Genomic DNA, 21113 nt, shown 5'->3' with positions numbered 1-21113 from the left:
GACCGTACGTGAAGCTGGAGCTCCGCGGTATCACCAAGTCGTTCGGACCGCTCGTCGCCAACGACCACATCGACCTCGTCATCGAACCGGGGCAGATCCATGCCCTCCTCGGGGAGAACGGCGCAGGCAAGAGCACGTTGATGAACGTGCTGTTCGGCCTCTATCAGGCCGACTCGGGCGCCATCCTGCTCGACGACGAGGAGCGCGCCTTCCGGGGACCGGGTGACGCGCTCGCCGCCGGGATCGGCATGGTGCACCAGCACTTCATGCTCGTGCCCGTGTTCACCGTCGCAGAGAACGTCATGCTCGGGCACGAGGACGTCAAGGCCGGGGGGTTCCTGGACCTCGAGGCCGCCCGTGCCCGCGTCCGCGACCTGTCCGCGCGGTTCGGCTTCGGCCTGGACCCGGACGCCGTCGTCGAGGACCTGCCGGTCGGCGTGCAGCAGCGCGTCGAGATCGTCAAGGCGCTCGCACGCGAGGCCAAGGTCCTCATCCTCGACGAACCCACCGCGGTGCTGACCCCGCAGGAGACCGACGAGCTGATCGAGATCATGCGACAGCTCAAGGCCTCGGGCACCTCGATCGTCTTCATCACGCACAAGCTGCGCGAGGTCAAGGCCGTCGCGGACGTCATCACGGTCATCCGCCGTGGCGCCGTCGTCGGCAAGGCCGAGCCGACGGCCTCGGAGACCGAGCTCGCGTCGCTCATGGTGGGACGCTCGGTCTCGCTCGGCCTCGACAAGGCACCCGCGAAGCTCGGTGACGAGACCTTCGTGGTCACGGACCTCACGGTCCTCGCGCCCAACGGGCAGGCCGTCGTGGACCGCGTCTCGTTCTCGGTCGCGCAGGGCGAGATCCTCGCCGTCGCGGGCGTGCAGGGCAACGGGCAGACCGAGCTCACCGAGGCCATCCTCGGGTTGATCCCCTCTGCGGAGGGGTCGATCGAGCTGCACGGCAAGGAGCTGCGGGGGCTCTCGCCCGACGCGGCCCTCGACGCCGGGATCGGGTTCGTCCCCGAGGACCGCAAGGTCGACGGCCTCGTCCTCGACTTCACGGTCGCGGAGAACCTCGTGCTCGACCTCTACGACAAGTCCCCGTACGCGCGGGGCATCGCGCTCAACCTGCCGGAGATCCGGCGCAACGCCGAGCACCGCATCACGGAGTTCGACATCCGCACGCAGGGCCCCGGCCAGGAGGTCGGCCGGCTCTCGGGCGGCAACCAGCAGAAGGTCGTCCTCGCGCGCGAGCTCTCGCGACCGCTCAAGCTCTTCATCGCGAGCCAGCCGACGCGCGGCGTGGACGTGGGTTCCATCGAGTTCCTGCACCGCCGCATCGTCCAGGAGCGTGACAACGGCACGCCGGTGATCATCGTCTCGACCGAGCTCGACGAGGTCGTGGAGCTCGCCGACCGGATCGCCGTGATGTACCGCGGGCGCATCGTGGGCTTCGTCCCCCCGACGACCTCCCGCGAGGTGCTCGGCCTCATGATGGCCGGCGTGCCCTACGACGAGGCCACCGCACAGGTGACCGACCAGACCGACACGACGGGAGCAACCCAGTGACCGACCAGCAGCCCGTCCCTCCGGCGACGGGGGAGCCGGCCCCCGAGGCGCCGCGCGCGGCGAAGCCCGCGAGCGACGCCCGCTGGGCTGCGACCTTCCGGGAGATCACGACGGGCCCGTTCGGCGTCACCGTCCTGGCGTTCGTCCTCGCGCTCGTCATCGGCGGGCTCCTGATCATCGTCACCGACCCTGACGTGACCGCCGCCGCGAGCTACCTCTTCGCCAAGCCCGCCGACTTCTTCGGCGCGGCCTGGAGCGCCGTGAGCGACGCCTACTCGGCGATGTTCCGCGGCGCGGTCTTCAACTACGAGGCCCCCACGTTCGCTCGTGGCATCCGCTCGCTGACCGAGACCATGACGGTCTCGACGCCGCTCATCATCGCGGCCCTCGGCGTGGCGGTCGGCTTCCGCGCGGGCCTGTTCAACATCGGCGCCCAGGGGCAGGTCCTCATGGGTGCTGCGATCGGTGGCTACGTCGGCTTCGCCTGGAGCCTGCCGCCCGTCCTGCACCTGCTGCTCGCGCTGCTCGGCGGCGTGCTCGCGGGTGGGTTCTGGGCAGGCATCGCCGGGTTCCTCAAGGCCCGTACGGGTGCGCACGAGGTGATCGTGACGATCATGCTGAACTACGTCGCGCTCTACCTGGTCGCGTGGTTCCTCACGACCAGCGCGTTCACCCGGCCCGGCTCCAACCAGCCCAAGAGCCCGGGCGTCAAGGACACGGCCCAGCTGCCGCTGCTGCTCGGCGACCAGTTCCGCCTCAACGCGGGCTTCCTGGTCGCGATCCTCGCCGCGGTCTTCGTCTGGTGGCTCATGTCCCGCTCGACGTGGGGCTTCCGGTTCCGCGCGGTGGGCTCCAACCCGCAGGCCGCCCGGACCGCAGGCATGGGCGTGGCGTCCTCGTTCGTGCTCGTCATGGTCGTCTCGGGTGCCCTCGCGGGCCTCGCCGGTGCCGTGCAGATCCTCGGCACCGAGAAGGCGCTGACCGGTGGGATCGCCGGATCCATCGGGTTCGACGCGATCACCGTCGCCCTGCTGGGCAGGTCCAAGCCGCTCGGCATCTTCTTCGCCGGTCTGCTGTACGCCGGGCTCAACGTGGGTGGCAGGGCCATGGAGGCCTCGACGGGTACGTCGATCAACATCGTCCTGGTCATCCAGTCGCTCGTCGTGCTCTTCATCGCGGCCCCGCCGCTCGTGCGGGCGATCTTCCGGCTGCCCGCCCCGAACCCCGTCGTCGTGAAGGGAGCCAGCGCATGACCGCCATGGCCGCACCGCGTACCCAGGTCGCTGCCGTGACGGCGACCCGCAGCTGGAAGGTCCCCATCACGCTCGGGGTCTTCGGCCTGCTCTCGTTCGTCCTGTTCGGTCTCCTGGGACCTGCTGGTTCCGTGACGACCTTCGGGATCTCGACGGGGGCCGACCTCCTCAAGTTCGACCCGGTCGAGCTCCCCACGCGGGCCACCGCGATCGTCCTCTCGGTGCTCTGCCTGCTCCTGGCGGGCTACGCGACCGTGCGGGTCCGCGCGGACCAGCCGGTGGGCCGTTGGGTGCTCGCGGTCTTCGGCGTGCTGTGGGTCCTGACGTTCCTCGTGTGGGCCGTCGCGGACAAGAGCACGTCGATCGTGAGCCTCCTGCAAGGCTCGCTGCTCCTCGCCGTCCCGCTCGCGTTCGGTGCGCTCGGCGGTCTGCTCAACGAGCGGGCCGGCGTCGTCAACATCGCGATCGAGGGTCAGCTGCTCACGGGCGCGTTCGGCGCCGCGGTGCTCGCCTCGGTCGTGGGCAACGCGTACGTGGGTCTGGTGGCCGCGCCGCTCGCCGGGCTGCTGATCGGCGCGATGCTCGCACTGTTCACGGTCAAGTACCACGTGAACCAGATCATCGTCGGTGTCGTGCTCAACGTGTTCGCGGTGGGTCTGACGAGCTTCCTGTTCTCCTCGGTGCTCAAGAACGACCCCGCGACGCTCAACACGCCCCCGCGCCTGCCGACGCTCCCGATCCCGCTGCTCTCCGAGATCCCGATCATCGGTCCGGTCCTGTTCCGCCAGTCGATCATCGTGTACCTGCTCTACGTCGCGGTCATCGTCATCAGCATCGCGCTCTTCCGCACACGCTGGGGCCTGCGCGTCCGCTCGGTCGGGGAGTACCCCCAGGCCGCGGACACGGTCGGCATCAACGTGAACCGCACCCGGTGGGGCAACGTCCTGCTCGGGTCCATGGTCGCGGGCCTCGGCGGCGCGTTCTTCACGATCGGGTCCGTGGGAGCGTTCGGCCAGGAGATGACGGCGGGCAAGGGGTACATCGCGCTCGCCGCGATGATCCTGGGCCGCTGGAGCCCGTGGGGCGCCCTAGGAGCCGCGCTGCTCTTCGGGTTCGCCGACAAGCTGCAGCAGGTGCTCGGCGTCCTCGAGACCCCGATCCCCAACCAGTTCATGCTCATGCTGCCCTACGTCGTGACGATCTTCGCGGTCGCCGGCCTGGTCGGTCGCGTGCGCGGGCCCGCTGCCGCGGGCGAACCGTACGTGAAGGGATGACCGGATGAGCGACGAGACACCGACGATCGACTGGGAGGCCCTGCGGGTCGCCGCCCGGGCCGCGATGGAGAAGGCGTACGCGCCGTACTCCTCGTTCAAGGTCGGGGCGGCCGCGCTGGTCGACGACGGCCGGCTGGTCACGGGAGCCAACATCGAGAACGCGGCGTACGGCGTGACGCTGTGCGCCGAGTGCTCGCTCGTGAGCGACCTGATCGGGAGCGGGGGCGGGCGCCTCGTGGCGTTCGCGTGCGTCGACGGGCACGGCGACGTGCTCATGCCGTGCGGTCGGTGCCGCCAGCTCCTGTGGGAGCACGGCGGGCCCCGGCTGCTCGTGGAGACGACTCGCGGCATCAAGCCCATGACCGATGTGCTGCCCGACGCTTTCGGGCCCGAGGATCTGGTGGAGAGAGCATGAGCACGCAGAGCACTCCGGTGGGCGCCTCCGGCGCGCTGCCGAACAAGGAGACCGAGTCGTTCGACGCGGTCGACGTCATCCGCACCAAGCGGGACAAGGGCCGCCTGTCGGCCGAGCAGATCGACTGGGTCATCGACGCCTACACGCGCGGTGTCGTGGCCGAGGAGCAGATGGCCGCCCTCAACATGGCGATCCTGCTCAACGGCATGGACCGTACGGAGATCGCTCGCTGGACCGCGGCCATGATCGCCTCGGGCGAGCGCATGAACTTCTCGGCGCTCTCCCGACCCACGGCCGACAAGCACTCGACGGGGGGCGTCGGAGACAAGATCACGCTGCCGCTCGCCCCGCTCGTCGCGGTGTTCGGCGTGGCCGTCCCGCAGCTCTCGGGGCGCGGCCTCGGGCACACCGGGGGCACGCTCGACAAGCTCGAGTCCATCCCCGGCTGGCGCGCCGCGCTGACGAACGAGCAGATGATGAACCAGCTCGAGCACGTGGGCGCCGTCATCTGCCAGGCGGGCTCGGGCCTGGCCCCGGCCGACCGCAAGCTCTACGCGTTGCGCGACGTCACGGCCACGGTCGAGGCGATCCCGCTCATCGCGTCCTCGATCATGAGCAAGAAGATCGCCGAGGGCACGGGGGCGCTCGTCCTGGACGTCAAGGTCGGCTCGGGTGCGTTCATGAAGGACCTCGAGCAGGCGCGCGAGCTCGCGCGCACCATGGTGGACCTGGGCACGGACGCGGGGGTCCGCACGGTCGCGCTGCTGACCGACATGTCGACCCCGCTCGGCCTCACGGCCGGCAACGCGCTCGAGGTCCGCGAGACGCTCGAGGTGCTCTCCGGCGGGGGCCCGCGCGACGTCGTCGACCTCACGGTCGCGCTCGCGGTCGAGATGCTCGACGCGGCGGGCAAGCCCGTCCCGGAGGAGGAGGTGCGGCACGCGCTCTCGAACGGCCGGGCCATGGACAAGTGGCGCGAGATGATCGCGGAGCAGGGCGGCGACGCCCGCGCACCGCTGCCCGTGGCACGCGAGAAGGAGCACGTGGTCGCGGACCGCGACGGCGTGCTCTCGCACCTGGACGCGTTCGGCGTGGGTGTCGCGGCCTGGCGCCTCGGAGCGGGCCGTGCCCGCAAGGAGGACCCGGTGCAGGCCGGGGCCGGGATCGAGATCCACGCCAAGCCGGGCGACGTGGTCACCAAGGGGCAGCACCTGCTCACGCTCCACACCGACACCCCGGAGCGGTTCGACCGGGCGGTCGAGGCGCTCGACGGCGCCTGGGCCGTCGCGGACCCGGGCACGGTCGTCGAGACGCCGGCCCTGATCCTCGACCGGCTCGCCTGACATGACGTCGGAGGGGGAGGCCCCGGGGGACGCGGCACCGCGCGACCCGGCGGCTTCCCTGCCCGACGACCGTCGGCCGCGTTCGGTCTACGGGGTCGGCGAGGAGCCGGACATCCGCTTCAGCCTGGCCAACGAGCGCACCGCGCTCGCGTGGGTGCGCACGGGGCTCGGCCTGGTCGCGGGCGGGGTCGCGCTGACGTCCTTCGCGTCGTTCGCGGACCTCACCGGGTTCGTCGACCTGATCGCCGCGGTGGCCTGTCTCGCCGGGGCCGGGTTCGCGGGGTACGCGCTCCTCTCCTGGAAGCGCGTCGAGCGGGCGATCCGCCGGGGTGAACCGCTGCCGTCGCCGAACGGTCTGCCCGTGCTGGTCGCGGGCGTCGTCGTCCTGGCGCTGCTCGTGGCCGGGTACGCGGTCACCGAGGTCTGGCGGCGGTGACACCGCCGACCCGGGACCCCGGGCTCCAGCCCGAGCGCACGGCTCTGGCCTGGCAGCGCACGGTCCTCGCGGTCGTGATCGGTGCCATCCTGCTCGCGGTCGCGGGCCTGCGCGCGGGGCAGCCCGTCCTCGCGGCGTGCGCGGGGGTGCTCGCGGTCGCGACGCTCGTGCCCGCGGTCCTGCGGCCGCCGTCGGGCGGGCTGCCCCGCGACGGTCGGCTGCGGTCGTGGGGGTTCCTGGTCAGGGTCGCGTCGCTCGTGGGGACCCTGGGCCTGCTGGGCGCGGCGAGCGCGCTCGTCCGGCTGCTCTGAGGGCTGCGACGCGGGGAGCGAGGCCCTCGTTGGGCTCGAAGGATGGCAGGCTGTCCGGATGATCCTCGCCGACCTCCAGCTCACCCGGGTCCTGCGCGCAGCGGGCGCCGGCCGGGGTCCGTTGCCCCCGTCGCCCCCTGCGGGGCGCTACGTCCTGCCCGACGGCGCGGCCTCCTCGGCGCGTCGGGCCGCCCTGCGCGCGGGGCATCCCGGGCACGTCGCGGACCGGCTCGTCACTGTGCTCGAGTCGTTGCGCCCGTGGGAGCGCGAGCACGTGCTCGACCCTCTGCGTCGCCGTGCGGTCGCCCCTGACCAGCGCCGTGACCTCGCGGGCGGAACCGGCCCGGTGGCGGGCCGCCCGGTCGCCCAGGGCCAGGGTTCTGCTCCCGGCCGCCCCGACCTGCGCTTCCCGGAGCCGCTCGTGCTGGGCCGGGCCCGGGCGGTGCAGGTCGACGAGACGACGTGCGGGTCCGCGGTCCTCGCCGTCCTGGCCGCGGCGGGAGACCCCGTGGTCGCGCTGTGGCTCGTCGCGGGTACCGACGTCTCGCGAGGGGCCGGCGAGCACGTCGTGAGCGAGGGCCAGGTGGACGCGACCGCCCGGGAGCTCGAGACGTCGTCGGGCCGGTTCCAGGCGCTCCAGCGCCTCCTCAAGGCGCGCACGACGCGCGCCGCGCTCGGCCCCTTCCCGTGGCCCGGCGGGCTCGGGACGCCGCCCTGGACGGCCGCGCGCGACGCCCGCTACGCCGACGTGCGCTTCACGCACCAGATCGTCGCGGGCGGCGGCCCGGGCGACCCGGTGCTCGCGAGCGCGCTGCGGTCCGCAGCCGCGGGCGTGCCCGTGCCGCTGTACACGGGCGGCGACGTCGGGACCGGGTGGTCCACCGCGGTGCCGCGCCACGTGGTGCTGCTGGCCGGGGTGAGCGGGCCGCAGGACGGGACGGACGCGGACGGCGGGACGAGCGCGCACGGCGGGCGCTGGTGCTCGCTGTACGAGCCGTCGTCCGGGGCGCTGCACCGTGTGCGGGTCGCGGACCTCCTCGCGGGCACGCGCGTCGCGGGGGAGCCGAGCAAAGCCGTGCGCCGCGCGCTCGGGGGCTGGCCGCACGTCACCTGGGCGGTCCTGCCCGCCGGACGGGCTGGCGGGTCGCGCCGGGTCGGGTGACGATGGAGGGACGGCGAGAGGAGCACCCCATGAGCACCGTGCCCGGAGCGGAGGCCTGGCGAGACGCCGGGCTGGTCACGCCCGACGACGTCCCGACGAACCTGGTCGAGGAGGAGTCGCAGGGCGAGCCGACGCCCTCGCCCGAGGACGCAGAGGACTACACCCCGGGGACCCCACGACCCGACCTGGACGGTGAGGCCGCCGAGGCCGACGTCGTCGAGCAGGCGGCCGTGGTCCCGGTCGGCGAGGGCGGTGACGAGGATGCGGACGCCCCGGGGGGTCCTGGCGGCGACGGCGCGTGAGACAGCATGACCGCCCGTGACGCAGCCGTGACCTGCCCGGCGGGGCGGCCGTCGGGTGCACCCGTCCCGTGCCCGGTAGCGTGAGCGCATGACCTCCACACCCTCCTCAGTGAGCGAGACCGTCGCGGCGATCGCCGCGCTCCCCAAGGTCGTCCTCCACGACCACCTCGACGGCGGGCTGCGTCCCGCGACGATCATCGAGCTGGCCGCTGCGATCGGGCACGACCTGCCCGCGACCGAGCCGGACGCGCTGGGCACCTGGTTCGTCGAGTCGGCGGACTCGGGCTCGCTCGTGCGCTATCTCGAGACCTTCGACCACACCATCGCCGTCATGCAGACGCCCGAGGCGCTCGCGCGCGTCGCCCGCGAGTCCGTCCTCGACCTCGCCGCGGACGGCGTCGTGTACGCCGAGCAGCGCTGGGCCCCCGAGCAGCACCTGCAGCGCGGCCTGAGCCTGCAGGACACCGTGGACGCCGTCCAGGCCGGGCTCGAGGAGGGCGTGGCCCTCGCAGCGGCCCAGGGGCGCACGATCCGCGTGGGGCAGCTCGTCACCGCGATGCGGCACGCCGACCGCTGGCAGGAGATCGCCGAGCTCGCCGTGGCCAACCGTGGCAACGGCGTGGTCGGGTTCGACATCGCGGGTGCCGAGGACGGCTTCCCGCCCTCGCGCTTCCCCGACGTGTGGCAGTACCTGGCCGACGAGAACTTCCCCGTGACGATCCACGCGGGCGAGGCCTCGGGCGTCACGTCGATCGCCGAGGCGGTCCACCTGGGCCAGGCCTCGCGCGTGGGCCACGGCGTGCGCCTCATCGAGGACATCTCGTTCGACGAGAGCCACGGCACCGCGGCCCTGGGGCAGTTCGCCCACTGGGTCCGTGACCACCAGATCCCGCTCGAGCTGTGCCCCGTCTCCAACCTGCAGACCGGTGCGGCGGGCTCGATCGCGACGCACCCCATCACGCGCCTGAAGGAGCTCGACTTCGCGGTCACGCTCAACACGGACAACCGCCTCATGTCGCGCACGTCCATGACCCACGAGATGACGCTGCTCGTCGAGCAGGCCGGCTGGACGCTCGAGGACCTCTACGACGTCACGGCCACGGCCGCGTGGAGCGCCTTCATCCACCACGACGAGCGCCGCGCGCTCATCGACGACGTCATCCTCCCCGGTTACCAGGAGATCCAAGGAGCACAGCTGTGAGCACCGCAGGCACGTCCCCCCTGGACCGCGCGTCCCTCGCGCAGTTCGTCGACCACACCCTCCTCAAGCCCGAGGCGACCCGCGCGGACTTCGAGGCGCTCGTCGACGAGGGCGTCGCGCTCGGCGTCTACTCGGTGTGCGTCTCGCCCTCGGTCCTGCCGCTCGACGGCAAGGGCCTGAAGATCGCGACCGTGTGCGGGTTCCCGTCGGGCACCCACCACAGCGAGGTCAAGGCCGCGGAGGCGGCCCGTTCGGTCGCCGACGGCGCGGACGAGGTCGACATGGTCATCGACCTGGGTGCGGCCAAGGCGGGCGACTGGGCGTACGTCCAGGCCGACATCGCCGCTGTCCGTGCGGCGGTCCCGGCGCCCAAGGTGCTCAAGGTCATCATCGAGTCCGCCGCGCTGACGGACCACGAGATCGTCGAGGCGTGCCGCGCCTCGGAGGCCGCGGGTGCCGACTTCGTCAAGACCTCGACGGGCTTCCACCCGGCGGGCGGGGCCTCGACGCACGCGGTGTCCATCATGGCCGAGACCGTGGGCGGACGCCTCGGGGTCAAGGCCTCGGGCGGTGTGCGCACGCTCGCCGACGCGCTCGCGATGATCGAGCACGGGGCCACGCGCCTGGGCCTGTCGGGCACCGCTGCCGTGCTCGCGGGCTTCGACGGGATCGAGCCTGCTGAGAGCGGCTCGTCGGGCTACTGACACGTCCGTGCTGACCGAGGGGTGACCGTGCCTGGACGGGCGGTCACCCCTCGGCGCGTTCGGGGTTAGGCTAGCCTCACTTCGCCATCGCGGGCGGAGCGCACCTTGGAGGACCGCATGACAGACCCCACCCCCCGCAGGCCCGAGCGCGTCGCGACCCACGCCGTGGTCGTGCGCACCGAGCAGCTCACGCCGCACATGATCCGCGTCGTCCTCGGAGGGGACGGTCTCGACGGGTTCGACGCCGGCCCGTGCACCGACCACTACGTCAAGCTCCTCTTCCCGGACGCGGCTGGTCCCGAGGGCCGCGTCCCGATGCGCACGTACACGATCCGCTCGTGGGACCCCGTGGCGCGCGAGCTGGCCATCGACTTCGTGGCGCACGGCGACGAGGGCCTCGCCGGTCCGTGGGCGGCCGCCGCCCAGGTGGGCGACCCGATCTCCTTCTTCGGCCCCGGTGGTGACTACGCGCCGTCGGGCTCGGCGGACTGGCACCTGCTCGTGGGGGACGAGAGCGCGCTGCCCGCGATCGCCGCGGCTCTCGAGGCCATGCCCGACGGCGTGCCCGTCCTCGCGGTCGTCGAGGTCGCCTCGGCGGACGAGGAGCAGGCCCTCACGTCACCCGGAGCGCTCGACCTGCGGTGGGTGCACCGCGACGAGCACCCCGACCGCGCGCCCGGGGAGGCGCTCGTCGAGGCCGTCGAGGCGCTCACGTTCCTGCCCGGGACGCCACAGGTGTTCCTGCACGGCGACGCCGGGTTCGTGCGCACGCTGCGCCGCCACGTCCGGCTCGAGCGCCAGGTGCCCGTGACGTCGCTGTCCGCGTCGGGCTACTGGCGCCGTGGACGCACCGAAGAGGGCTGGCGTGCCGAGAAGGCCGACTGGAAGGCCGCCGTGGAGCGCGACGAGGAGCCTGCGCTGCGGTCCTGAGCGCCGGTCGCTCAGCGGGCGCGCTCGACGGCGATCGCGAGCGCGACCCGGTTGGGCATGTCGAGCTTGGTCATGGTGCGGCTCAGGTGCGTCTTGACCGTGGCCTCGGCACAGTAGAGGCGTTCGCCGATCTGTGCGTTGCTCAGCCCTTCCGCGACACCCTGGGCGATCTGGCGCTCGCGGTCGGTGAGCTGGTCGAGGAGCGCGCGGGCCCGCTGCTGCTCGCTCGTCACCTGTCCCTGCGCGACGCGCGAGACGACGTAGCGGACCACGCGGGGCGCCAGCACCGACTCGCCGTCCGCGACGGCGAGGACGCCCCCGATGAGCTCCGCCGGCGAGGCGTCCTTGAGCAGGAACCCGCCCGCACCGGACTCGAGCGCTCCCAGGACGTCCGTGTCGCTCTCGAAGCTCGTCAGGACCAGGACGACCGGAGGCTCGGGGAGCAGGCGCAGCGCGCGGGTCGCCTCGATGCCCTGGACCCTTGCCATGCGCAGGTCCATGAGCACCACGTCGGGACGGTGGGCGAGGAACGCCGGGACGGCCTCGTCGCCGTCGGTCGCCTCGGCCACCACCTCGATGCGCGGACTGCTCGACAGGATCAGGCGGAGGCCGGTGCGGACGAGCGCATCGTCGTCGACCAGGAGGACTCGGATCACGCGTCGATCGTAGGGCGAAGCACCCACACCTGGGCCCGCCGTCCGGTGAGGGCGTCTCAGTCGACGTCGACCGCGTCGCTCACCCACGGCAACCAGACGTCCACGACGAAGCAGCCCTCCTGGGGGCCGAGCGTGGCCCGCCCGCCGAGGAGCTTGGCCCGCTCGGCGATCCCCGTGATCCCCGCCCGGCTCCCAGGCGCTCGTGGGCCGGCGGACCCGGGGAGCGGATTGGTCACGCGCAGGCTCACGCCGCTCGCCGGGTCCCCGCCGAGGTCGATGAGGACCTCGCTCCCGGGCGCGTGCTTGTGCACGTTGGTCAGCGACTCCTGGAGGATCCGGTAGGTCGCTCGCGCCACGTGCGGGCTGATCGACGAGGCGTCGTTGAAGACGACCGTCGCGACGAGCCGCGTGCCGGCCGCCCGGGTGGTGGCGAGCAACGCAGGAAGGTCGGACAGCGTGCCCCCTGCCCTCTGCGCCTGCCGGTGGGCGAGCCCGTCCGGGTCGCGAAGGATCTCGATCAGGTCCCGGAGGTCCTCGAGCGACCGGTGGGCGTTCTCACGGACCACCTTGGCCGCGTCGCGGAGCTGCCCGTCCTCCTCGGGGACCGACACCTCGAGCACTCCCGAGTGGAGCGAGACCAGGGAGAGGCTGTGGGCCAGGGTGTCGTGCACCTCACGCGCGATGAGCTGACGCTCCTGCTGGCGCGCGACCTCCTCCTGCTGGCGGGTCACCTCGTCCCTCAGCTCCTCGGTGACCACGTCCTTGCGGGCGACCTCGTCGCGCAGGTGCTCGGCCACGACCTCGTGGCGCTGGGCCTCGCCACGGAACCGTCCCACCTGGTAGTGGGCGCGGCGCGCCCAGCCGACGCTCACCGAGAGCGCGAGCCCGGCCGCCGCGAGGAGCACGTACACCCACTCCGGCGCACCGACGGCCTCGGTGGACCCTGTCGCCGTGAACGAGAAGATGCGTCCCTCGACGGGCCGCAGGGCGTCGCGGGTCAACGAGATGATCGTGGCGAGAGCCGTGAGCGCGCCCAGCAGCCATCCGACCCGGACCGGGCGCGACGAGACGACCCAGGACAACGCCACGAGGGCGCCGATCGCGTCCAGGGGGAAGAGGAGCGCGCCCCCGCAGGCGATCAGGCAGACCGCGACCGGGTAGCGGCGGCGGAACACGAGCATGGTCGCGATGCCGACCGCGGACGCCCAGCCGATCAGGACCCAGAGGAAGACCACGTCCGAGATCTCCGGGCCGTCCACGCCGTCGAGCGTCCCCGCTGCGGAGCCCGCGAAGGCGATGCACACGGACGAGGCGACGAACGACGCGACGACGATCCACACGGTCGAGGCACGGGACCACCAGCGTCGGCCGTCCGTCGGCCGGTCGGGGACCGTTCCGGGGGAGGGTTCGGACGCGGCGGCAGGAACCGCTGCCGGACGGCGACCCTGGTGAGCAGCGGCCTGTCCTTGCCCCTGCTGCCGTGGCGGCGGCCAAGAACCACCCGTCGGGCCGGCGCCCGCCCACCCCGGAGGCACGGGGCGGCCGGGGGGCGGCGTCGCGCGAGGCCAGGGAGAGCCCGAGGGCGGGTACGGGGTGGTCACGGCCCCAGCGTAGGGAACACCACCGACGGCGGGGTCCGTCGACCGGTTCGGGAGGCCAGGGGCCACGTACGACTTTCGGTGCGCTGGTCGTACCCGGTCCGCCGACGCGCCCGCCCGGTGCGACGCGATGGAGTGGTCCCGTACCGATCCGGAACCACGAGAGGCCCTCCCATGAACAGCGATCCGACGCAGCAGCTGCCCGTCCAGCAGCCGCCCGTCCAGCAGTACCCGCAGCAGCAGTACCCGAACCCGCCCTTCCCGGGGCACCCGCAGCCGCCCCTCGCCCCCGTGCCGCGCAAGTCGTTCTTCGCGCGGCACAAGGTCCTCACGGTCTTCCTGGCGATCCTCGCGCTGGTGGTCGTCGTCTCGGTCGCGTCCGGCCTCGGGGGCGACGAGCCGGCTGGCACCACGGGGACGGTGGGCACGACCGGGACCGGCGACGCAGCCGCGGAGGGCGAGCCCGACGGGCAGGCTCCGGCCGCACCGGAGGAGACGGTGCCCGGCATCGGCACGGCCGTGCGCGACGGGAAGTTCGAGTTCACCGTCACGGCCGTCGAGCCGGGCGTCGCCAGCGTGGGCGACGAGCTCCTGAGCGTCGACGCCCAGGGGCAGTTCGTCCTGGTCCACGTCACGGTGACGAACGTCGGCGACGCGGCCCAGATGTTCGACGCGAGCTCGCAGAAGCTGTTCGACGCCCAGGGGCGCGAGCACTCGGCCGACTCCACGGCCGGGATCTACCTGGGAGACGCCAACAGCTTCCTCAACGACATCAACCCCGGCAACTCGATCCAGGGCATCGTGGTGTTCGACGTCCCTGCCGACGCGGTGCCGGCGAGCATCGAGCTGCACGACTCGTTCATGTCGGGTGGCATCTCGGTCGCACTGGGCTGACGGCCCGTCCTGGACAGGTCTCGCCGGGAACGACGGAGGCCGTCCCCCGCTCCGTGAAGGAGCGAGGGACGGCCCCTGGGCTGCGTCCCGTCAGATCCCGAGCGCCTCCGCGACGTCGCGACGGACGTGGTCCAGCCGGGTCCGCGCGAACGCGCGGGCGGCCGTGAGGTCGTCGTAGCTCGCGTCGGGCGCGACCGGGACGATGACCTCGAGGTAGCACTTGACCTTGGGCTCGGTGCCGCTGGGGCGCACGATGACCCGGGTCCCGTCCGCGGACAGCAGCCGCACGCCGTCGGTCGGGGGCAGGCCGTCGAGGCCGTCCGAGAGGTCGACGACCTCGCTCACCCCCGAGCCCGCGAGCGTCCGCGGGGGCGCTGCGCGCAGCCGCGACATGGCCGCCGTGATCTGGTCCAGGTCCGTGAACCGGGCCGAGAGCTGGTCGGTCACGTGCAGGCCGTGCGCGCGCGCCAGGTCGTCGAGCGCGTCGACGAGCGTGCGCCCCTCGGCCTTGAGCCGGTTGGCGAGCTGTGCGAGGAGCAGCGCGGCGCTGATGCCGTCCTTGTCGCGCACGTTCTGCGGGTCCACGCAGTACCCGAGCGCCTCCTCGTAGCCGTAGACCAGGCCGTCGACGCGCGAGATCCACTTGAACCCCGTGAGCGTCGAGGCGTAGCCCAGGCCGTGGCTCTCGGCGATCTTGCGCAGCAGCCGCGAGGACACGATCGAGCTCGCGAAGAACTGCGTCCCGGGCGCGATGCGCAGCCGTGCCGCCCGCTTGCCGATCTCCTCACCGAGGAGCGAACCCACCTCGTCGCCGTGCAGCATGCGCCACCCGTTCGAGCGCGCGGTCTCGGCCCCCTGGTAGGTCCCGACGCGCGGGTCGTAGACCGCCAGCGCGCACCGGTCGGCGTCCGGGTCGTTCGCGATCACGAGGTCCGCCTTGGCGTCCTGCGCGTACGCGAGCGCGAGGTCGATCGCGCCGGGCTCCTCCGGGTTGGGGAAGGCCACGGTCGGGAACAGGGGGTTCGCCTCGAACTGCTCGGCGACGCTGATGACGTCGGTGAAGCCCGCGTCCTCGAGGACCCGGTTGACGACCGCCCCGCCCACGCCGTGCAGCGGGGTCGCGACGATGCGCAGGTCGCGCGCCGCGCCGTCGGACAGGCGGCCCACCGACTCGACGTAGCCGAGCGCGAGGTCCCGGCCCAGGACGGTCCAGCCGTCGACCGCCCGCGGAACCCGTGCGGCCACCGGGGCACGGCGGATCGCTGCGGCGATCTCGGCGTCGTACGGGGGCACGATCTGGGCGCCCTGACCCGAGTCGGTCACGACCCGTCCGCCGAGGTAGACCTTGTAGCCGTTGTCCTGGGGAGGGTTGTGGCTCGCGGTGACCATGACGCCCGCGTCGGCGCCCAGGTGGCGCACTGCGTAGGCGAGGACGGGAGTGGGGAGGGCCGACGGGAGGATCGACGCCTCGACGCCCGCGGCGGTGAAGACCGCCGCGCTGTCCTGGGCGAACGTGTGCGAGTGGTGGCGGGCGTCGTAGCCGATGACGACCCGCGGGGTCTGGCCGGGCAGCGCGTCGCGCAGGAACGACGCGAGGCCGGCGGCCGCCCGGATGACGACCGCGCGGTTCATGCGGTTGGGGCCGGCCGCCATCTCGCCCCGGAGGCCTGCCGTACCGAACTGCAGCGTCCCGGAGAAGCGGTCTCGGAGCTCGGCGCGGGCCCGCGCGCGCACCTCGTGGTCGCGCGGGTCGGGCGAGTCGGCCTCCGTGAGCAGCGTGCGCAGCTCGACCTGGTCGGCGGGCTCGGGGTCCGCCTCGATCCAGGCCTCGACCTGCTCGAGGAAGGCCGCGTGGCCGGCGCCGGCCTCGTACCCGGGGTCGTCGACCTCGTTGGCCAGGGGCTCGGGGTTCGTCATCTCACACCAACTTCGCGATCTGGGCGAGCAGGGAGCTGATCCGGGGGCCGGCTGCCTGGCCGGCCTCGATGACCTCGCCGTGCGAGAGCGGCGTGGGGCTGATCCCCGCAGCGAGGTTGGTCACGAGCGAGATGCCCAGCACCTCGAGCCCCGCGTGCCGTGCGGCGATGGCCTCGAGGGTGGTCGACATGCCCACCAGGTCCGCACCCAGGATCCCGGCCATGCGGACCTCGGCCGGGGTCTCGTAGTGCGGGCCGGGGAACTGCGCGTAGACGCCCTCGCCGAGCGACCCGTCGACCGTCCGGGCCAGGTCGCGCAGGCGCGGGGAGTACAGGTCGGTGAGGTCGACGAACGTGGCGCCCTCGAGAGGTGAGGTCGCGGTGAGGTTGATGTGGTCGCGGATGAGGACCGGGGTGCCCGGCCCGTGGTCCAGGTTCAGGCCACCGCAGCCGTTCGTGAGGATGACGGTCTGCGCGCCGGTCGCGGCAGCGGTCCGGACGCCGTGGACGACGTGGCGCACGCCCTTGCCCTCGTACAGGTGCGTGCGCGACCCGAGCACGAGCGCGTGGCGGACCGAGCCGTCGGCGCGCTCGATCCGGATCGAGCGGGTCGTGCCCACGTGCCCGGCCACGGCCGGCTTGGAGAAGCCGGGGATCTCGTTCGTGGGGATCTCCGCGACGACGTCGCCCAGGAGCTCGGCCGCGCCGCCCCAGCCGGACCCGAGCACGAGGGCCACGTCGTGCCCCTCGATCCCGGTGGCGTGGGCGATGTGGTCGGCAGCGGCGCGGGCCACGAGGAACGGGTCGGTGGTGGGGTCGTCGAGAGACAAGGTCGTCGTCATAGGACGAGGCTAACCGTTCTTGGGCCTCGCGCCCCGCCGAAGGCCCACCCGGCGACCGGCTGACCGATCTGTCCGCATGCTGACACGGTGACCTCGGACTTCCTGACACAATGGCACCCGTGACGAACGAGAACAGTGACCTGCAGGCCAGCCGTATCGTGATCGTGGGCGGTGGTCCCGGAGGCTACGAAGCGGCCCTCGTCGCCCGCCGGCTCGGCGCGGACGTCACGGTGGTCGAGCGCCAGGGGCTCGGGGGAGCCGCGGTGCTCACCGACGTCGTCCCCTCCAAGACGCTCATCGCGACCGCCGACTGGATGACCATCGCGGACCGCGCAGCCGACCTCGGCATCCGCCTGCCCGTCGACACGGTCAAGGCCGCCCACCCGGCCATGCGTCGGCACATGGTGGACCTCGACGCCGTCAACACCCGAGTCATGGCGCTCGCGGCGGCCCAGTCGGCCGACATCCACGCACGCCTCGAGCGCGAGGGCGTGCGCGTGCTCCTCGGGGAGGGCCGCCTCGACGGGCCCACCCGCGTGCAGGTGACGCCGTCGGACGCCGACGAGCAGCCCGTCACGCTCGACGCGGACGTCGTCCTGCTCGCGCTCGGCGCGACGCCGCGCGTGCTGCCGACCGCCGTCCCGGACGGCGAGCGCATCCTCACGTGGACCCAGCTCTACAACCTCAAGGAGCTCCCCGAGCGCCTGATCGTCGTGGGCTCGGGGGTCACGGGGGCCGAGTTCGCGGGCGCCTACAACGCCCTGGGCTCCGACGTCGTGCTCGTCTCGAGCCGCGACCGCGTCCTGCCGGGTGAGGACGCCGACGCGGCCGAGCTCATCGAGGGCGTCTTCCGCTCGCGCGGCATGACGGTCATGTCGCGCTCGCGTGCCGAGGCCGCCGTGCGCACCGCGGACGGGGTCGAGGTCACGCTCGCCGACGGCCGGGTCGTCCAGGGCACCCACGTCCTGCTCGCGGTCGGCTCCATCCCCTCGACGCAGGGCATCGGGCTCGAGGAGGCGGGGGTGCGCCTCACGCCGAGCGGGCACGTCCAGGTCGACAAGGTCTCGCGCACCTCGGTGCGGGGCATCTACGCGGCCGGTGACTGCACGGGCATCCTGCCGCTGGCCTCGGTCGCGGCGATGCAGGGCCGGGTCGCCATGTCGCACGCCCTGGGCGACGCCGTGAGCCCCATCAAGCTGCGCACGGTCGCGGCGAACATCTTCACGGCCCCCGAGATCGCGACCGTCGGGTACAGCGAGGAGAAGCTCAAGGAGCAGGGCTCCAAGTACGTGACCACGACGCTGCCCCTCGCGCGCAACCCGCGCGCCAAGATGCTCGGCATGCGCGACGGGTTCGTCAAGCTGTTCGCGCACCCCGAGGCCGGCGTCGTGCTCGGCGGCGTGGTCGTGGCACCGCGGGCCAGCGAGCTCGTCTTCCCCATCACGCTCGCGGTCGCGCACCGTCTCACGGTGGACGACGTGGCCGAGGCCTTCACGGTCTACCCGTCGCTGAGCGGGTCCATCGCCGAGGTGGCCCGCATGCTCCACCACCGCGAGGACTGAGCCACCGCGAGAGCGGCGCCGCGCGCTCCGGGCGGGCGGGGGGGGGGGCCCCGCGGCCCTCACGGCCGCGGCGCTGCCCCTACTCCTGCTCCGTGCCGACCGGCCGGACCACCGCGACGAGCGGGCGGTGGTCGGACCAGGCGACGTCGAGCACCGTGACGCGCTGGAACTCGAGCCCCGAGCCGAACACCCAGTCGATCCGGTAGGCCGGAGCGTCCGCAGGAGAGGTCAGGTCGCCGGGGTTCCCGACGTCGTCCTGCCCGCTGACGAGACCGTGGGACTCGACGAGCTCGATCTCGTCCCAGCCGGGCTCGGCGTTGAGGTCTCCCGCCAGCAGGTACGGACCGGTCACGGGCTCGGCCGCGAACAGCGCGTCGAGCTGGTCGAGACGGGTCGGGGTGTTCGCCTCACGGTGCTGGAGGTGCACCGAGGTCACCCGGACGCCGTCGGGCCAGGTGGTGTCGCCGTCCACCGGGGTGAACGTCGCTGAGATCGTCGAGCGGTTCTGCGGTCCCGCGCCCAGCGGCAGGGCGAGACGCGCGACGTCGCTCGCCGCGACCACGTCGGGGTTCCACAGGATCGCGTTGCCGAACTGACGGTCGGCAGCGCCCACGAACCCGACCTCCAGGCCCGTCTCCCGGGCGAGGTAGGACGCCATGTCCACGCCGCCCCCGAGCACCCAGCCGCGGGAGACCTCCTGGAGCGTCACGACCTGCGCGCCCGAGTCGCGGACGATCGCGACGACCTCGTCGAGGTCGACCGACGGCGTCGCGCTCACGCCGTAGTGCAGGTTCCAGTCGAGCACCGTGAGGCGCTGCTCGCGGTCGGCGACCGCGACGGGGCCCGCGCTCGTCGAGACGAGCACCGCGCCGGCGGCGGCCAGGGCCGCGACGGCCGCGGTGACGGGCAGGGAGATGCGCAGGCCCGGCGCGGGCGCGTGGGTGACGTCGGCCGCACGGCCGGTCGCTGCCCCTTCGCCCTCCACGACGTCGGCCGGGGCTCTGCGCGCGCGTCGCAGGCCCGCGACCGCCAGCACTGCCGCGACGGCGACCGGGACGGTCGCGTTGGGCACGGGCAGGGGGACGTCGTAGTCGAGCTGGTACACGAGCAGCGGCAGGATCAGGCCCAGCCCGACGGCGGAGCTCACCCCCGCCAGTCGCGCCCACCCGAGCTCGTGGGCCGGTCGGGTCAGTGCGTGGCGCACCGCGTCGGTCGCTGTCGCCGCGAGCCCCACGACGCACACCAGCAGCGCCCAGCCGAGCGGCGACGAGACGTCCTGCGTGCGTCCTGGCACCAGGAACAGGACCGCGGTGAACGCGGGCAGCAGCACGAGCGAGACCCATCTGCCGGTCGTGGCCAGGGCGCGAGCGGCCGGGCTGCTCGTCCCGGCGACGCCCCAGAGCGGGAGCAGCCCGACGACCAGGGCCGTGGCGGCGACCGCCCCGCCGGCCACGGGCAGGGAGAGCCCGGTCTGCGACGCGACGAACGCGGGGTTGCCGAAGACCATGACGCCCAGCGCGAGGTAGGGGCCCAGCACCCACAGACCGCGCGATCCCGGGGTCGCGGGGTCACGACGCAGGAGCCAGGCAGCGACCACGCCCAACCCGCCGAGGAGGACCGGCGCGACCCAGCCGAGCAGGTCCGTGCGCCAGTACGCGTCCCACGTGCCGTGCAGCAGGCTGACACCGGCCGCGCCGAGGATCCCGAGACCGACGCCCATGGCGACCATCCGGCCGTTGGACGGACGGGCCGGGCCTGCGAGGTCACCGTCGAGGTCGGCCGTGGGGTCGGGCCGGGTGCCGCTCGCGAACCCCGCGACCAGGACGACGGTCGCGACCGCGAGCGCGGCACCCCCGAGGCCCAGGCCGTAGCGGGCGGTGCCGAGCCAGGAGCCCGACGCGGCCGCGATCCCGAGGCCCTGCAGGCCCAGGCGCCACACCACGAGCGCGACGACGGCCCCCACGACGACGCGCCCGTTCACGGGCAGGCGGGCCGCGACGATGGTCACGGCGAGGGCCGGGGCTGCGTAGGTGACCAACGCCGTGACCGCGGCCGTGACGACACCCGAGGTGAAGGCGTGGTCCAGCAGCGGCCCGCTCGCCCGGACCATCTCGACCGCGAGCGCGGTGACGACCGTGAGCAGCAGCAGCCTCGCCGCGTTGCCGCGTCCGAGGCTCGCCACCCGGCGTGCCGCGTGCGCGAGCTGGCGTCGCGTCGTGTGCGGAGCACTGCCAGAGGCGGTGGGTGCGTCCGGCAGTGCAGGAGAGTCCGCTCCCGGGGCGTCGGGGGCGTGCGCAGGCGGTGCTTCGACGAGGGGCGGGGACTCTGCCGAGGGCCCCACCGGCTCGCTCGGCCCCGTCCCGGCGGTCTCGACGGTCGGCGCGAAGCGTGCGTCGGTCCGCGAGGGCGAGGGCGAGGGCGAGGGCGAGGGCGACCTGACGGGGTGCGGGGATTCGGCGCGCGGGTGGGACGGAGCCGCCGCGACCTGCTCGATCGCCGCGGTGTGCGGGGCACGGTGCACCGTGCTGTCGGCCCTGCGGGCCAGGTCGGCGAGCTCTGCTGCACGCTCGGCGGCGCGACGTTCTGCCCGGGTCAGGGGCGTCGACGGCTCGTCCCGCGAGGCGTCCGCGGTGGGGGGAGCGGTCGAGGTCGGCGGGTCGTCCGGGAGGTCGGTGCGCGTGCGGTGGTCGTCGGTCACGGCCCGACCGTACTAGGGACCGCTGACGCCGCGGCGGGGGACGCGCGACGTTCA

At 73.4% G+C, this 21113-nt stretch carries 19 protein-coding genes; 14 read left to right on the top strand and 5 right to left on the bottom strand.

What is annotated here, in order from left to right:
• The first annotated feature begins 8 nt into the window (after window positions 1-8).
• The 12 genes from H9641_RS11145 to H9641_RS11090 all read left to right on the top strand — a co-directional run bounded on the left by H9641_RS11145 (window position 9) and on the right by H9641_RS11090 (window position 10893).
• Window positions 9-1562, top strand: coding sequence for an ABC transporter ATP-binding protein (locus tag H9641_RS11145; RefSeq protein ID WP_191803724.1), 1554 nt, complete (start codon window positions 9-11; stop codon window positions 1560-1562).
• Window positions 1559-2815: an ABC transporter permease gene (locus tag H9641_RS11140; RefSeq protein WP_191803722.1), complete on the top strand. Its 1257-nt coding sequence runs from the start codon at window positions 1559-1561 to the stop codon at window positions 2813-2815. Before H9641_RS11145 ends, H9641_RS11140 begins: the two co-directional genes overlap by 4 nt.
• Before the next feature lie 5 nt (window positions 2816-2820).
• On the top strand, window positions 2821-4089 hold the full coding sequence (locus H9641_RS11135) for an ABC transporter permease (RefSeq protein ID WP_377617608.1): 1269 nt from the start codon (window positions 2821-2823) through the stop codon (window positions 4087-4089).
• A 4-nt stretch (window positions 4090-4093) separates the two neighbouring features.
• Complete coding sequence (locus H9641_RS11130; RefSeq protein ID WP_191803718.1) at window positions 4094-4504, top strand: cytidine deaminase; 411 nt, start codon at window positions 4094-4096, stop codon at window positions 4502-4504.
• Window positions 4501-5847, top strand: coding sequence for a thymidine phosphorylase (locus tag H9641_RS11125; RefSeq protein ID WP_191803716.1), 1347 nt, complete (start codon window positions 4501-4503; stop codon window positions 5845-5847). Before H9641_RS11130 ends, H9641_RS11125 begins: the two co-directional genes overlap by 4 nt.
• Window position 5848: 1 nt before the next feature.
• Window positions 5849-6283 (top strand): YidH family protein, encoded by a 435-nt coding sequence (locus tag H9641_RS11120; protein WP_191803714.1) that lies wholly within the window; start codon window positions 5849-5851, stop codon window positions 6281-6283.
• Window positions 6280-6594: a DUF202 domain-containing protein gene (locus H9641_RS11115; protein ID WP_191803712.1), complete on the top strand. Its 315-nt coding sequence runs from the start codon at window positions 6280-6282 to the stop codon at window positions 6592-6594. The genes H9641_RS11120 and H9641_RS11115 overlap by 4 nt, the downstream gene beginning before the upstream one ends.
• Before the next feature lie 58 nt (window positions 6595-6652).
• Window positions 6653-7756 carry a hypothetical protein gene (locus H9641_RS11110; protein ID WP_191803710.1) on the top strand — a complete coding sequence of 368 codons (1104 nt, stop codon included), beginning with the start codon at window positions 6653-6655 and terminating at the stop codon, window positions 7754-7756.
• A gap of 29 nt (window positions 7757-7785) precedes the next feature.
• On the top strand, window positions 7786-8058 hold the full coding sequence (locus H9641_RS11105; protein WP_191803708.1) for a hypothetical protein: 273 nt from the start codon (window positions 7786-7788) through the stop codon (window positions 8056-8058).
• A gap of 88 nt (window positions 8059-8146) precedes the next feature.
• Complete coding sequence (locus tag H9641_RS11100; RefSeq protein ID WP_191803706.1) at window positions 8147-9259, top strand: adenosine deaminase; 1113 nt, start codon at window positions 8147-8149, stop codon at window positions 9257-9259.
• A complete protein-coding gene (deoC, locus tag H9641_RS11095) occupies window positions 9256-9963 on the top strand; it encodes a deoxyribose-phosphate aldolase (protein ID WP_191803704.1) in 708 nt (235 codons plus the stop codon). The genes H9641_RS11100 and deoC overlap by 4 nt, the downstream gene beginning before the upstream one ends.
• A 117-nt stretch (window positions 9964-10080) precedes the next feature.
• The gene (locus tag H9641_RS11090; protein ID WP_191803702.1) at window positions 10081-10893 is read left to right on the top strand and encodes a siderophore-interacting protein; all 813 of its coding nucleotides are present in this window, start codon (window positions 10081-10083) and stop codon (window positions 10891-10893) included.
• An 11-nt stretch (window positions 10894-10904) separates the two neighbouring features.
• Here the strand turns inward: H9641_RS11090 and H9641_RS11085 are convergent, their stop codons facing one another.
• Together H9641_RS11085 and H9641_RS11080 are read right to left on the bottom strand one after the other, a co-directional pair.
• Window positions 10905-11549, bottom strand: coding sequence for a response regulator transcription factor (locus H9641_RS11085; RefSeq protein ID WP_191803700.1), 645 nt, complete (start codon window positions 11547-11549; stop codon window positions 10905-10907).
• A 56-nt stretch (window positions 11550-11605) separates the two neighbouring features.
• Window positions 11606-12889: a sensor histidine kinase gene (locus H9641_RS11080; RefSeq protein WP_191803698.1), complete on the bottom strand. Its 1284-nt coding sequence runs from the start codon at window positions 12887-12889 to the stop codon at window positions 11606-11608.
• A 432-nt stretch (window positions 12890-13321) separates the two neighbouring features.
• Here H9641_RS11080 and H9641_RS11075 point away from each other — a divergent pair, with 432 nt between their 5' ends.
• A complete protein-coding gene (locus H9641_RS11075) occupies window positions 13322-14041 on the top strand; it encodes a DUF4352 domain-containing protein (protein WP_191803696.1) in 720 nt (239 codons plus the stop codon).
• A 90-nt stretch (window positions 14042-14131) separates the two neighbouring features.
• On the opposite strand, the gene H9641_RS11070 is transcribed toward H9641_RS11075, so the two are convergent.
• Both H9641_RS11070 and H9641_RS11065 read right to left on the bottom strand, forming a co-directional pair.
• Window positions 14132-15958, bottom strand: coding sequence for a phospho-sugar mutase (locus H9641_RS11070; protein ID WP_191803694.1), 1827 nt, complete (start codon window positions 15956-15958; stop codon window positions 14132-14134).
• A gap of 1 nt (window position 15959) precedes the next feature.
• The gene (locus H9641_RS11065; RefSeq protein WP_191803692.1) at window positions 15960-16799 is read right to left on the bottom strand and encodes a purine-nucleoside phosphorylase; all 840 of its coding nucleotides are present in this window, start codon (window positions 16797-16799) and stop codon (window positions 15960-15962) included.
• Window positions 16800-16909: 110 nt separating this feature from the next.
• On the opposite strand from H9641_RS11065, the gene H9641_RS11060 reads away from it, so the two are divergent.
• Window positions 16910-18361 (top strand): NAD(P)H-quinone dehydrogenase, encoded by a 1452-nt coding sequence (locus H9641_RS11060; RefSeq protein ID WP_191803690.1) that lies wholly within the window; start codon window positions 16910-16912, stop codon window positions 18359-18361.
• 79 nt (window positions 18362-18440) lie between these two features.
• Here H9641_RS11060 and H9641_RS20710 read toward each other — a convergent pair whose 3' ends face one another.
• Window positions 18441-21059 (bottom strand): endonuclease/exonuclease/phosphatase family protein, encoded by a 2619-nt coding sequence (locus H9641_RS20710; RefSeq protein WP_191803688.1) that lies wholly within the window; start codon window positions 21057-21059, stop codon window positions 18441-18443.
• Window positions 21060-21113 lie beyond the last annotated feature (54 nt).

Source organism: Oerskovia merdavium, assembly GCF_014836755.1.
Lineage (GTDB): Bacteria > Actinomycetota > Actinomycetes > Actinomycetales > Cellulomonadaceae > Oerskovia > Oerskovia merdavium.
Note: the sequence above shows the minus strand (reverse complement) of the source record. Positions and strands in the feature narration are given on the sequence as shown.